The organism is Algibacter sp. L3A6 (assembly GCF_009796825.1).
In the GTDB taxonomy this organism is placed as follows: Bacteria; Bacteroidota; Bacteroidia; order Flavobacteriales; family Flavobacteriaceae; genus Algibacter.
In genome coordinates this window covers 2243017-2257023 of record NZ_CP047030.1, presented here as the reverse complement: position 1 = coordinate 2257023, position 14007 = coordinate 2243017, and the positions used below count along the sequence as shown (strand labels likewise).

The following is a 14007-nucleotide window of genomic DNA, read 5'->3' as shown; positions in this document are numbered from 1 at the left end:
CGATAAATCTACATATTTTTTTAATATTTTCTTTTTGGAATTTCAAAAAAAAAGGATGATAATCAAACGATTAAAGATTTACTAGGAATGACTATAGACTTCTAAAAGCGCATATAATTTGTTTGGCTCAAAGGGCTTCCCCATAAAACCATTCATTTTATGTAATTCTGTTTTTTCTTTTACATCGGTTTGTGCCAATGCCGTTAGAGCCACAATAGGAATATTTGCTTTTTTTGGATCGGTTAAATCTCTAATACCTTTTGTGGCTTCATAACCATTAACAATAGGCATTTGAAGATCCATTAAAACCAAATCGAATTCACAGGTTTCTTTTTCAAACTCTTTTAAAACCTCAGCACCATTTTCAACAACAGTGTAAGTAACATCCCAATTAGCAAAAAATTTCTTTAAAATAAGAACATTCATTTTATTATCTTCTGCAACCAAAACATTAATATCTAATGGTTTATAAACTGATTTTAAATTTGATGTTTTACTATTTAATACGTGTTTAATAGGATTTATTTTGAAATCTATATTGAAGAAAAACGTAGATCCTTCACCTAATTTACTGCTAACTTCTAAATCGCTATTTTTAAACCTTAGCAACCTTCTACAAATAGAAAGTCCCAAACCAGTGCCTCCGTATTTTATTGCTGTTTCCGAGCTTGCTTGTACAAAACTTTCAAAAATAGTTTCTTGTCTACTTTCCGTTATGCCTATACCCGTATCAATTACTTTAAACCCAAGTGTTACTTTATCATTAAGCACTCCTTGATTTCTCACATTAAGTGTAATGCACCCTTTTTCGGTAAACTTAAACGAGTTACTTAGTAGATTTTGTACTATTTGACTCAGCATCAATTTATCTCCAATGATATCCTCGGGCAAATCGTTTTCTTCAACTAATTTAAATCGAACATCTTTTTTAACGGCCTGCATAGAAAACTGATCTCTTATATGATCTAAAAAAGAAACTAAACTAAATTCCTTTTCAATAACATCGACCTTGCCGGATTTAATTTTATTAAAATCTAACAAATCGTTTATTAACCCAAGCAAATGCTCGCTGGAATATTTTAAAGCCTTCAATGTATCTACCTGTTCTGGCAAATAATCTTCCATGAGTAGAATATTAGACAAACCAGTAACGGCGTTTAATGGCGTTCTAATTTCGTGAGACATGGTAGATAGAAATTCATCTTTAGAAATACTTGCCTTATGCAGGGCTAATTCTATTTCCTTAAAGTTGGTAATATCGGTTATGCTACCAATAAAACCATAGGCTTCGTTATCTGTATTTTTAAAAAGTTGAGCTTTCAACTCGAACCACATTACCTTATCATTCCTTATTAACTTAAATACAAATACAGTTTTCTTCTTATTGAAAAAATTGTAGCGTTTTTTGTTTTCTTCTACATTTTTCTTCGGAATAAACTCTTTATAATTTCGACCTAAAGTCTTTTTTACAGAACACCCCATGTATTTTTCCCAAGCCCGATTTAGATAGGTAAAATTCCCTTCGAGATCGGTTTCAAAAATAACATCTCCAATATGGTTAGCTACATGTTCTAATTTCGATTTTGTTTTATTGTGATCTTTTGTTAACTCTTCGTTTAGAGCAAAAAGTTCCTTAGAACTTAACTCAAGAATATTTTCTAAATGATAAACATCTTTATCAAAACTATTGTAGGCTTCGTTTACCGTTTTTATAAAACTAGCTAGCTCAGGGCTATCTGTTTCACTTAAACCGGCTTTTAAAAGCTGTCGTTTTAATAATCTATGATAATCGTTTTTCAACATTCTGAAAGTGTTGTGATAGTCATTGTTTGATGATGTAACTCACACAAAGACTCGTTTAAAGGTGCTATTTCTCCATAAGAATAAAACCCTGTTATTTTTGAAGTATCTCCAATGACGTTACGCACGGCATCAATCTCTTCTTCTGCTAGCTGTTTTAAAACCAAACGGCGCCCAACACAACTAATTAAAACCACTAATTCTATTGTTTCTTTTAATCCTTGAGTTACAGAAATTGCAGATTCTTCCGCACCTGTAATCAATTTATCCACATTACCTTTCATCAAGCGCAAATAACTTCCCTCCGGAATATTAGCTCCAAAAATTAAGCTTTGATCGACTTCATTTACACCCGAAAGTCCTCGAACCACAGCTTTCGATTTTTTACTCGTTCTAATACTTACAGGAAACAAAAGTCCTGAACTTGGTAGCTTTTCGGCATCTTTACCTAATAACTCTTTATATAGTTTTAATACCGGTTTCCCATCGAGCTCGTATAATATATTTTTTTTAGACTTTGTAACCAATCGCTCAATACCAAAACCATCCCAACCACCTTTAGAGCTATAATTAACACTCAAGTAATCGCCATAAAAACCTAAGCCTAAAACTGTTTTTTCTAGCACTTGGTTGTTTTTAATTACAAAGGTTTTTTCAAAATCTTCGCCATCTGCCGCTAAACCGCCAGTAACACTAATATTTGGTAAAGTAGATTTTAAACCCGAAACTAAATCGGCTCCGTTAATATTTAAGCCATCGCTTAAAACCATAACATGTTTTAAATCTTCTTTTTGTAACATGCTACCTATACGTTCTCCTGCTTTACCACTATCAACTTCTGAATCTAATTTTACAGAAACTAGTTTTAAGCTTGTTTTATCGAACTGAATAGCTGTTAACGAAATAGATTTATCTGTAACAGTAACATTTGAAATTTCTCCAGCTGTAGAGCAACCAAATACTAAAGCATCAGGATATTTTAATTGTATTTCCGATAAAACCTCATCTATAATTTCGAAATCTGGCGAAACAAAAAGCATAATTAAAGTGGGTTTAATAGCTATTGAAGCCAAGCCTTGATTCCAGTTTTTTTCGTTTAAAGAAATTTGATTAACCTTCATATAAAATATTATAGCTCGTCTATAAAAAAACAAAAGCCTTCTTGTTTTGAGAAAAGATAGGCATTAAATTAAAGCGATTTTTTCTAATACGAAACTTTTTCAATACAATTATTTAGCGAAATACTTAAAAATAACAAAAATGATTATTTAATCGAGATTTTCTTAAAAACAAAAAACCATAACTATCCATTAGAGATTTATGCCATTCAATTACTCTTTACAAAAACCGATTACTAAGCATTAGTATATAAAAAAACACTGGCCATTTATAAGTAAAATGGCCAGTGTTTTCTCTGTATTGAAATCTACATTGAATTACACCTTACTTTATTAAGGCTTTTACCTCTTCAAAATCTAAGCCTCCATAATTACCAGAACTCATTAACAACAGAGCTTTATTCTCTAAACTTTGTTTAAATAAAAAGTCTTTAAAATCGTCTGGGTTTGTGTAAATAATTAAATCGTCGCGTTCAAAAGCTGTAGCTATTTGCTCGTGCGTTACTGCTGCAAGTTTTTTAATCTCTACGGCATGCGGTGAGTAAAACACTACGGCAACATCGGCAGCATCTAGAGCGCCTTTATATTCCTTTAAAAACTCAGCGTTTAAACTACTATAAGTATGTAACTCCAAACAAGCAACCACAGTACGGTTAACATATTGCTCTTTTACCGCATTTGTTGTTGCTTCTACTTTACTTGGCGAATGTGCGAAATCTTTAAAAGCCACACTGTTTTTGCTTTCTGCTATTTTTTCTAGACGTTTACTCGCTCCTTTAAAAGTAGCAATGGCCTCGTAAAAATCATCTTCATCAATACCCATGTGTTGACAAATCCATTTTGCTCCAGCCAAATTATTAAGGTTGTGTTTACCAAAAACTTCAATTGGCAATAGTCCTTCTGGTGTTTCTAAAAAAGTCTCCCCATTTTCTACTGTATATTCTGGTGTTTGGTAAGCTATTTTTCTAATGGTATTATTGCTTGCTTCTACCAAACGTTTTACTTCAGGATCTTCTTCATTGTAATTAATACTACCTCCACTTACAATAGAATCTATAAATATGCTGAATTGCTCCACATAGTTCTCATAGGTAGGAAACACATTAATATGGTCCCAAGCAATACCACTTAACAAAGCAATATTTGGTTTATATAAATGAAATTTTGGTCGTCTATCTATTGGCGAACTTAAATACTCGTCACCTTCTAAAACTATAAAATCATTATCTTCTGTAAGTTTCACCATTACATCAAAACCTTCCAATTGTGCTCCAACCATATAATCTACATCACGATCATGATAATGCATTACGTGTAAAATCATAGATGTAATTGTAGTTTTACCATGGCTTCCTCCAATAACTACACGAGTTTTATGCTTGGACTGTTCATATAGAAATTCTGGATAACTATAAATTTTTAAGCCTAGCTCTTGTGCTTTTAGTAACTCAGGATTATCTGCTTTAGCGTGCATTCCTAATACAATAGCATCCAATTGTTCGGATATTTTCTCAGGAAACCAACCAAATGTTTCTGGTAGTAAACCCTTAGCATCTAATCTAGATTTTGAAGGTTCGAAAATAGTATCGTCGCTGCCTGTTACTTTGTATTCTTTATTATGAAGCGCTAAGGCTAAATTGTGCATGGCCGAGCCGCCAATGGCTATAAAATGTACGTTCATGTGCTGATTTTGAATGTTTCAAAGATACTTTTTTGAGATGAATTGCTGAAACGTTGCTTGGGAAAATTGTTTGATTTTTTTATTGAAACGTTTCGTGTAAAAATGAGCTTCAAATTCAATCAGTTTATTGAGAATGGAACTTGCTTTCAGCCTTTATCTGAAAACTATAAAATCATTCTTCCGAAGATAAAATAATCATTATTAATGTTGATTTGCAGTATAACAAACACAACTCAGAAAATTAAACCTACCTATTTCTCCAGAAAAATGGTGTAAATAAAATTAATACTGTAAAAAGTTCTAAACGCCCAATAAGCATTAAAAATGCTGACCACCATTTTGCTAATGGAGGTAAAGCTGAATAGTTATTTACAGGTCCAAAATCGCCTAATGCAGGCCCTACATTCCCCAGACTAGATGCCGCCAAACCAATTGCAGCATCAAACTCAATTCCGAACATAGAAAACACTAGAGCTCCAATAATAAAAGACAACATATAGAGAATAAAGAAGCCTAAAACATTAAATACGATATCTCCAGAAACCGCACGTTTATTGTAACGAACCGGTAAAATAGCATTAGGATGCAAGGTGCGTTTAAACTCTAAAAAACCGTTTTTAATTAATATTAAATGACGCACAACTTTTACACCACCAGATGTACTTCCGGCCGAACCACCAAGAAACATAAGCCCAAAAAAGAACACCACTAAAAATGGTGACCAAAGTGTATAATCTGCCGAAACAAACCCTGTAGTTGTTATTACTGAAAGTACCTGAAAAAGAGCATGTCTAAAAGAACTTTCGGCCTTTCCCCAAACCATTGGATGATCTATTGAGGAAACAGAAGCATCGGCTTGAAAATAAATAATTAGAGCTGCTATGGCTGTGAATATGATTATGAATTTACTATAAAGTTTAAATTCTTCATCGGCTATAATTTTTTGAACTTTTCCTTTAAAAGCAAAGTAACTCAGTACAAAATTCACACCTGCTAAAAACATAAATACAATTATAATGTATTGTATTATAGGTTGATCATTCCAATAAGCGACACTAGCATTTTTAGTTGAAAACCCACCTGTAGAAAGCGTACACATAGCATGATTAATCGCATCAAAAAACGACATTCCGGCTAAGTTTAGTAATAAAGTTTCAGCGGCAGTATACCCAAAATAAATAAGCCACAAACGCTTTGCTGTATCTGTAATTCTTGGGTGTAATTTATCGGCACTTGGCCCTGGAGCTTCGGCTGCAAAAAGTTGCATACCACCAATACCAAGCAATGGAAGAATAGCAATGGCGAGTACAATAATACCCATACCACCAATCCAGTGTGTTAGACTTCTCCAAAACAACACGCCTTTTGGTACGGCTTCAATATCGTTTAAAATAGATGCTCCCGTCGTTGTATAACCAGACATGGTTTCAAAAAACGCATCAGTAAAACTTGGTATCGCTCCAGTAAAAACATAAGGTAAAGCACCACAAAGCGACATCATGATCCAACCAAAAGTTACCACAATATAACCTTCTCGCTTGTTCATTTCCTTATTATGGTTTCTGGTTAAAACCATAGAAACCACACCAATGATTACGGTAGCCATACCTGCTAAAAAAAGATCAAAAGTAACACCATCTTTATAAAGGAGACTTACTAATGCCGACAGTAACATAAAGCCACCATTAAACAAAAGTAACAGACCTAAGAAATGAAAAATGATTTTGTAATTTAATTTCATTTGGAAATTTATTGTTGATTATATAAAACCCAACTTAGCAGGCTCTATACGTTTTAGCGAAATAATTTTTCGACACCTTTTATAGATTGTAATAAACTACAAACTACCACACGGTCTCCTGCTTGTATTTTAAAATCGCCTAAAGCAATAACTCCCAATCCGTCACGAATAACACCACCAATAATGGCAGAACGCGGAAAGTCTACATTTTTAATCACTTTATTACAAATGGCCGATGTAGGTTTTACCTCAAATTCTAGAAGCTCTGCATTCATGTTACTAAGCTTCGTCATGGCAACCACTTCACCTTTTCTAATGTATCTAAAAATATTATTTGCTGCTAATAATTTTTTATTAATTAAGGTTTCAATACCTATGGAATGAGATAATTCAAAATAATCCATATTCTCTACTAGCGCTACCGTTTTTTTAACGCCTTTAGATTTAGCCACTAAACAAGTCATGATATTGGTTTCGGAGTTTTTTCCAACCGCAATAAACGCATCCATGTCGCCAATATTTTCCTCCTCGAGCAAATCTACTTTTCTGCCATCACTATGCAATACTAACACCTTTGGTAACTCGTCGGCAATATCGAAAGCACGTTCCTTATCTTCCTCTAAAAGTTTCACATTAAAACCTTTATCAGAAAGAGATCTCGCCGTTTTAAACCCGATTTGACTTCCGCCTAAAATCATTACATTTTTAATAACTCTATTCGGTTTACCGGTAAGTCTACATAACTCTTCATTTCCTCCTTTAGAAGTTATGAAAACCACATGATCGCCACGTTTAAATTTGGTATCGCCACGTGGTATAATTGTAAATTGTGTACCAAAACGCTGTATAGCAATGGGCACAAAGTGAAGTTCAGGAAATATTTTTGCTGCTTCTTTTACTGTTTTACCAACAAAGGATGCCGAGCTTCTTAAGGTTAAACCAATCATGGTTAAAGCCCCATTTTCAAACTCGTAAGTATCATTAAATGACGATTGTTTAAGTGATAATTCAATTTCTGCTGCAGCCAAAGCTTCTGGAGAAATTAACTCATCGATACCAAATTTGGTAAACCCAACCTCATCTTTATGGTGTATAAATTCTGTATTTGAAATTCGAGCAATGGTACGTTTCGAGCCTAATTGTTTCGCCAATACACAAATGGTAATATTAGTAGTCTCGCTTGCTGTTACCGCTATTAATAAATCGCTCGCCTCTACCCTAGCTTCTTTTAAAATAGCAATAGAAGTGGCATCTCCCTTAATAACTCTAATATCCAAATGCGTATCTGCGTAAGCTAAACTATCCTTTTGGGTATCTATTAAAGTAATCTCTTGAGACTCGTATGATAAGAGTTTTGCTAGATGAAATCCAACTTCGCCAGCTCCTGCTATAATTATTTTCATTTGTAATTCTTCATGATAAAGTGCTGCAAAGATAGTGCAAAATTAATATTAGTTATTTAAAATGAAACTTTATAACAGAATACGAACCTATTTAAAATCTGCATTATAAAACTAAATGTAGCTTATTAATACCTATAAATTTAATAAATTTGACACTGTAAAACAGTATAACCTTCTTTTCACTTTTAAGTACACATTATAAAGTAGAAATAAATTATGTAGGTTTGCCAAAAAAATAAAGATTTGTCGAAAATTAAACCATACAAAGACAGCGATTTAGGTAAAAAAGAACAAGTTACCCAAATGTTTGATACCATTTCTGGAGATTACGACGGCTTAAACCGTGTAATTTCTTTTGGAATTGATATTAAATGGCGCAAAAAAGTTGTTAAAATAGTTAAGGATGCCAATCCTGATAGTATTTTAGATGTTGCTACAGGTACTGGAGATTTAGCCATTAATTTAGCAGAAACAAATGCTAGTAGAATTGTTGGTTTTGATATTAGTAGCGGCATGCTTGAAATTGGAAAAACAAAAGTGACTAAAAAGGCTTTAGACTCTAAAATTGAAATGATTTTGGGTGATAGTGAAAACATGCCTTTTGAAGATAACAGCTTTGATGCCATAACGGTAGCCTTTGGTGTCCGTAATTTTGAATCGCTTGAAAACGGTTTAAAAGAAATCTATAGAGTTTTAAAACCTAACGGTACTTTTGTTATTTTAGAAACCTCTATGCCAGACAAAACACCTTATAAACAAGGTTATAATTTTTACACTAAAAACATTTTACCACTTATCGGAAAAATGTTTTCTAAAGATAGAAGTGCGTATAAATATTTATGCGAATCGGCATCTGTTTTTCCTTATGGAGAAGCTTTGAACAATATTTTACGTAAAATCGGGTTTATAGATGTTGAAGATTTGCCACAAACTTTAGGTGTGGCCACAATTTATAAATCGAGTAAGTAATAATATGAAGCAGGTTTTTGCATTATTAGCATTTTTATTTGTAATCCAAACATCGAGTGCACAGCTTTTCAAAAAAGAAAAGATAACCTACGATGCCAACCAAGGACGTGGTTCTACGGAATATAAACTATTGCGTTGGGGGTATTTTCTAGGTTTTAATAATTACGATTTCAACTTTGATTACAATCAAGATTTACAAGATGTTTATGTAAAAAGCACTACCGGTTTTAATGTTGGTTTAATAGGAAACTTAAGAATTAATAAGTTTTTAGATTTACGTATTGAACCAGGTTTAATAATTACTACTAGAGAATTAAATTACAGTCCAACTTATTTTGTAGATTCAGAACCTCGAACTAGTGATTTAACTCGCGAAGTAAAATCGACCTATATCCACATTCCGTTATTACTTAAAGTTTCTACCAAACGTATTAACAACTTTAAACCTTTTGTTGTTGGCGGATTCTCTACTGCATTAAACCTTTCGAGTAACCAAGACAACCCAAACGATAATAAAAACGGCCAATTCCGTACTATTAAAAACTCTCTATTCTACGAATTAGGTTTTGGTATCGATTTTTACCTTTATAACTTTAAATTCACACCATCCATTCGAGGTGTATTTGGCTTAAACGATGAGTTGGTTAGAGATGAAGATCCAAACAGCCCATGGACTAGTAATATCAATAGCATGAAAAGTCGTGGTGTTTTTATTAACTTTACTTTTCAGTAGGAAGGGTTAAGGATATTCTTTTGTTGGCAAAAATATGACCAAAATGACCTACAATTTTGATATTCATCAACTTCATATTCTAAATGCTTTGATCTAAAATCGGAATTAAAAAATGATTCGGTAGAATGTCAAATTGAAAGACGGACTCTTGACAATGTAACGCTTAAAAAAAACTCACTCGGAACGAAAACGAAATACAACGGAATAAAATCAATTTTAAAATTTAGAGGAATAAAATCATTCTCAATTTTAAAAGAAAATGAGAATTTCAAAGACAATCATTTTACTCAAAATATCGGACTGAATTCGGATAAAAACGCAGTTGCTTTATCTACTACTTTTTGATTAGTAGTTGAGTTTTATATATCTGATTTATTTTGCGTGGAACTAATTGACTTGGAAGACTCTGAATTTGGAAAAGGAACAAGTTTTGGAAAACACGGATTTACGGAGGTTGAATGGAATGAGTATCTGAAAAAAGAAAAACACGTTTACTAACACCTTATAAAAATAATTGCGGCTTAGTGCTTAATCAAAGGTCGTTGCGTGTTTGTTACGTCTGATTTTCCTTCAAAAAACCCTCGCACACAAAACCTTAACCATTTATTATACAAATGAGAAAGAAGAAAACTCTACTTTTTATTACAATTATGCTAATCGGAATTGGAGTTTCATTTTGGAATTTCGGATTCTTTAATCGCTATAACTATTTAACTGCAAAATCTCATATTGCAGTTAATAATCCTCAAATTGTTTTTTTTGGTGAAGCTATACTAACAACTTCAGATTTAAACAAGGTTAGCAAAAAATACGGATTTAAGATTGTGAATTTTGGCTGTATAATAAGTCAATCAGAACAAAACGGAATTGAAATTTACAATTCTCAAATAAACAATTACTTGGATAAACTAAATGGAATTGGGTGGAAAGCCGAATACAAAAAAGAAATTGACTCTTTAAAGAAACTCACTAATATTCCAAAAACAGCATTTTAGATTACAAAAACACAATCATATCAATTTATGACAACCTTTTAACCTCTCCTAAACTCACTTATCAAAATTGAGGTTGCTGTAGCCACATTCAAACTCTCTGTAGCTTGTAAATCGCCAAATCTTGGGATACTAATTTTTTCAGTAATTAAAGCCTCTACGGCTTTCGATACACCATTAGCCTCATTACCCATAACTAAAATGCCATGTTGTGGCAATTGCTTTTTATAAACATTTTCGCCATCCATAAAAGCGCCAAAAACAGGTATATCAGTATCTTTTAAAAAGGTTTCTAAATCCACATAACTAATATTTACTCTTGTAATTGAGCCCATAGTAGCTTGTATCACTTTTGGGTTAAAACAATCTACCGTTGCCTTACTACACACCAATTGTTTTATACCAAACCAGTCGCAAAGTCTAATTATGGTTCCTAAGTTTCCCGGGTCGCGAACATCATCTAAAGCCACAATAAGTCCTTTGGTTTCAACAGGTGTTTGTTCAGGAATTTTAAAGACTGCTAACGCTGTATTAGGCGTTTTTAAAAAACTAATACGCTTTAAATCGGTTTCAGAAATTAAAACTTCATCTTTGGCATCAATATTGAACGATTCCGTCGTATATAATACATGAAGCTTTAAATTAGACGCCAATAATTCTTTTATTGTTTTAACACCTTCAACAACAAAAAAACCAAGGTCTTGTCTATATTTTTTTTGCTTTAAACTCGTTATTAATTTTATCTGGCTTTTACTAAGCATGCCTTTTTCTAATTTTTTGATAAAGAAAAAGAAAATATTAGTAACAATAGCCTAGACATTAATTTTTCAGTTGAAAAAAATGTATTTTTGAACGCGTAACGCATATTTTAATTATTTTTTCAGTTGAAACATACTGAAAACAGATTTAACCAAAATTAAGGACTAGTACATTTGAAACTTCAATTCAAAACCATATTAATTTTACTAGGCGGCTTTATATGTATTACTGCATGTAATAGCTTAAAGCGTGTTTCCGATGATGAGCACGTACTTTCAGAAAACACTATTCTTGTTAATGGCAAGAAAGAAAGTAACGAAACCTTAAACAATTTACTTTACCAAAAACCGAATACTAAAATTCCGTTTTTAGGTGTACCGTTGCGTTTACACATTTATAACTTAGCACGACCTAATATCGATTCTATTATTAATGCCGATTTAAATAAGCGACCAAAGAAAAAAGAGCATCTAGAAAATTTTCTTTCAAAAAAACAATTAAATAAATTTCTTGAATCTAAAAGAGATTTTAACTCATGGCTTAAAAAAACAGGAGAAGCACCTGTACTTGTTAACGAATTAAAAACACAAAAATCTATAGCGCGCCTAAATAGTTATTATATTAATAATGGCTGGTTGGATGTGAAAACCGATTACGAGATTTCTAAAACTGAAGATAAACGCGCTAAGGTTGAGTATAAAGTTGAAACAGGAAAACCTTTTTTAATAGATACCATTACCGAGAATATAAAATCGCCAATTATTGACACCATCTATCAAAAGATAAAAAAGGATGCGTTAATAAAAAGTAACGAACAATATAAAACCGTTAATTTTGAGCAAGAGCGCGAACGCTTGGCAACTATTATTAGAAACTCGGGAGTTTACCATTTCTCTCAAGATTACATTACCATGGATATTGATACCATTGGAACTAATAAAAAAATGAATGTTGGTATTAATATTTTAAATCGCGCTATTAGAAATCAAGACTCTGTAACTCGTGTTCCTTTTAAAATATATACCATTAGAGATGTAAATATTATTACCGATTATTCTTTTGAAAACAGAGGTAAACCATTTCTAGATTCTATAAAATACAATGGCTATAACATTTATGCCTACGATAAAATAAAATATAGACCACGTGCACTTACCGATGCTATGTTCACGAATGCAGGTACTATTTTTAAAGACTTAGATAGAACCAGAACGTATAGACACCTTAACGAGCTACGAACCTTTAAATACCCTAACATTGAGTATTACGAGCATGAAGATAATACCTTAACAGATACTATACGCTTAACACCTCTAAAGAAATTTAATTTTGGTTTTAGTGCAGATGTGTCTCAAAGTAATATTCAGAATTTCGGATTTTCATTAAACCCAAGTTTACAGATAAGAAATATATTTAGAGGTGCAGAAACCTTCCAAATATCGGGTATTGCGTCTATTGGTTCTTCCAAAGACAAAAACAATATAGACGATCCGTTTTTTGATATTAACGAGTATGGTCTCGATTTAAAATTAACCATACCTAGGTTGTTTTCTCCGTTTTATACCGAGCGTATTATTCCAAAATACATGTCGCCGAGTACCAATATTAGTTTATCGCTAACCAGCCAAACCAACATTGGTTTAGATAAAGAAACTTTTAGTGGTGCTTTTAATTTTAATTGGCAACCAAATAACAAAGTTACTAACCGATTAGATATTTTTAATATTCAATATATTAATAACCTAAACATTAAAAATTACTTTAGAGTTTATACCACATCGTTTACCACGCTAAACAATATTGCGCAAGAAGTTGGTTATGTTGGTCCAGATGAAGAATTAAACATTCCTAATTCCGATAATCCAAACAACCAAGCCGATGAGTTTATAGCCTATGCTTTGGGAGACACCACACCTACAGAATTATCTACAGACCAAGTATCAACCATACAAGCTATAGACGAGCGTAAAACGCGTTTAACAGAAAACAACTTAATACTATCGTCTAGTTTCAGTTTCACTAAAGATGGTAGAACTAATATTTTTGATGAAAACTTTTCAATTTTCAAATTCAAAGTAGAATTAGCAGGAAATATATTAGCGAGTACAGCTGGTTTAATAGGCCTTCAAAAAGATTCTCAAGACAGATACGAGCTTTTAGATGTTGCCTTTTCTCAGTATGTAAAAACAGAATTCAACTACACCAGACACTGGGATCTAGGAGATAAAAACGTATTAGCTATGCATAGCTTTTTAGGCATTGCAATACCTTATGGAAACTCTACAAGTATTCCTTTTTCTAAAAGTTTCTTTGCCGGCGGACCAAATGATAACCGAGCTTGGACAGCCTATAGCTTAGGCCCAGGAAGCTCGCAAACCACAAACGAGTTTAACGAAGCCAACCTTAAACTTGGTTTAAATCTTGAACATCGTTTTAACTTATTCGGAAACCTAAACGGTGCCTTTTTTGTTGATGCCGGAAATATTTGGAATATTTTTGACGATGTAGAAACCGAAGGAGCCACTTTCGATAATTTTAGTTCCCTAAAAGATATTGCCATCGGTTCTGGTCTAGGTTTACGTTACGACTTTAGCTTTTTTGTTTTTAGGTTCGATGTTGGTTTTAAAACCTACAACCCTGCCAACGAAACGCAAGACCGTTGGTTTAACGAATATAATTTCACCAATGCCGTATATAATATCGGGATAAACTACCCGTTCTAAACACCTTTTTCTTCACGTTTTCACTATAACGTTTTAGTATTATTTTAGCACTTTCAGCGGTATAAATCTCAGTTTTTTATTTAAAAAT

The 14007-nt window shown here is 32.7% G+C and carries 10 protein-coding genes; 4 read left to right on the top strand and 6 right to left on the bottom strand.

Annotation, left to right across the window (positions count from 1 at the left end):
- Window positions 1–81 precede the first annotated feature (81 nt).
- From GQR98_RS09380 to trkA, 5 genes are all read right to left on the bottom strand, one after another.
- Window positions 82–1803, bottom strand: coding sequence for an ATP-binding protein (locus GQR98_RS09380; RefSeq protein ID WP_159019283.1), 1722 nt, complete (start codon window positions 1801–1803; stop codon window positions 82–84).
- Window positions 1797–2921 (bottom strand): FIST signal transduction protein, encoded by a 1125-nt coding sequence (locus tag GQR98_RS09375; RefSeq protein WP_159019282.1) that lies wholly within the window; start codon window positions 2919–2921, stop codon window positions 1797–1799. The genes GQR98_RS09380 and GQR98_RS09375 overlap by 7 nt, the downstream gene beginning before the upstream one ends.
- 322 nt (window positions 2922–3243) lie before the next feature.
- Window positions 3244–4599 carry a UDP-N-acetylmuramate--L-alanine ligase gene (locus GQR98_RS09370; RefSeq protein WP_159019281.1) on the bottom strand — a complete coding sequence of 452 codons (1356 nt, stop codon included), beginning with the start codon at window positions 4597–4599 and terminating at the stop codon, window positions 3244–3246.
- 247 nt (window positions 4600–4846) lie between these two features.
- Window positions 4847–6340, bottom strand: coding sequence for a TrkH family potassium uptake protein (locus GQR98_RS09365; protein ID WP_159019280.1), 1494 nt, complete (start codon window positions 6338–6340; stop codon window positions 4847–4849).
- Between the two features lie 53 nt (window positions 6341–6393).
- Window positions 6394–7743 carry a Trk system potassium transporter TrkA gene (gene trkA / locus GQR98_RS09360; RefSeq protein ID WP_159019279.1) on the bottom strand — a complete coding sequence of 450 codons (1350 nt, stop codon included), beginning with the start codon at window positions 7741–7743 and terminating at the stop codon, window positions 6394–6396.
- Window positions 7744–7986: 243 nt separating this feature from the next.
- Between trkA and ubiE the strand changes: the two genes are divergently transcribed.
- The 3 genes from ubiE (at window position 7987) to GQR98_RS09345 (ending at window position 10440) form a co-directional block, all read left to right on the top strand.
- On the top strand, window positions 7987–8712 hold the full coding sequence (gene ubiE, locus GQR98_RS09355; protein WP_159019278.1) for a bifunctional demethylmenaquinone methyltransferase/2-methoxy-6-polyprenyl-1,4-benzoquinol methylase UbiE: 726 nt from the start codon (window positions 7987–7989) through the stop codon (window positions 8710–8712).
- Window positions 8713–8716: 4 nt separating this feature from the next.
- On the top strand, window positions 8717–9445 hold the full coding sequence (locus tag GQR98_RS09350) for a porin family protein (RefSeq protein ID WP_159019277.1): 729 nt from the start codon (window positions 8717–8719) through the stop codon (window positions 9443–9445).
- Between the two features lie 614 nt (window positions 9446–10059).
- Complete coding sequence (locus GQR98_RS09345) at window positions 10060–10440, top strand: hypothetical protein (protein WP_159019276.1); 381 nt, start codon at window positions 10060–10062, stop codon at window positions 10438–10440.
- 38 nt (window positions 10441–10478) lie between these two features.
- Here GQR98_RS09345 and GQR98_RS09340 read toward each other — a convergent pair whose 3' ends face one another.
- Window positions 10479–11198, bottom strand: coding sequence for a TrmH family RNA methyltransferase (locus GQR98_RS09340; RefSeq protein WP_159019275.1), 720 nt, complete (start codon window positions 11196–11198; stop codon window positions 10479–10481).
- Window positions 11199–11369: 171 nt separating this feature from the next.
- Here GQR98_RS09340 and GQR98_RS09335 point away from each other — a divergent pair, with 171 nt between their 5' ends.
- Window positions 11370–13919, top strand: a complete 2550-nt coding sequence (locus GQR98_RS09335) for a BamA/TamA family outer membrane protein (protein ID WP_159019274.1) — start codon at window positions 11370–11372, stop codon at window positions 13917–13919.
- Window positions 13920–14007: the final 88 nt, after the last annotated feature.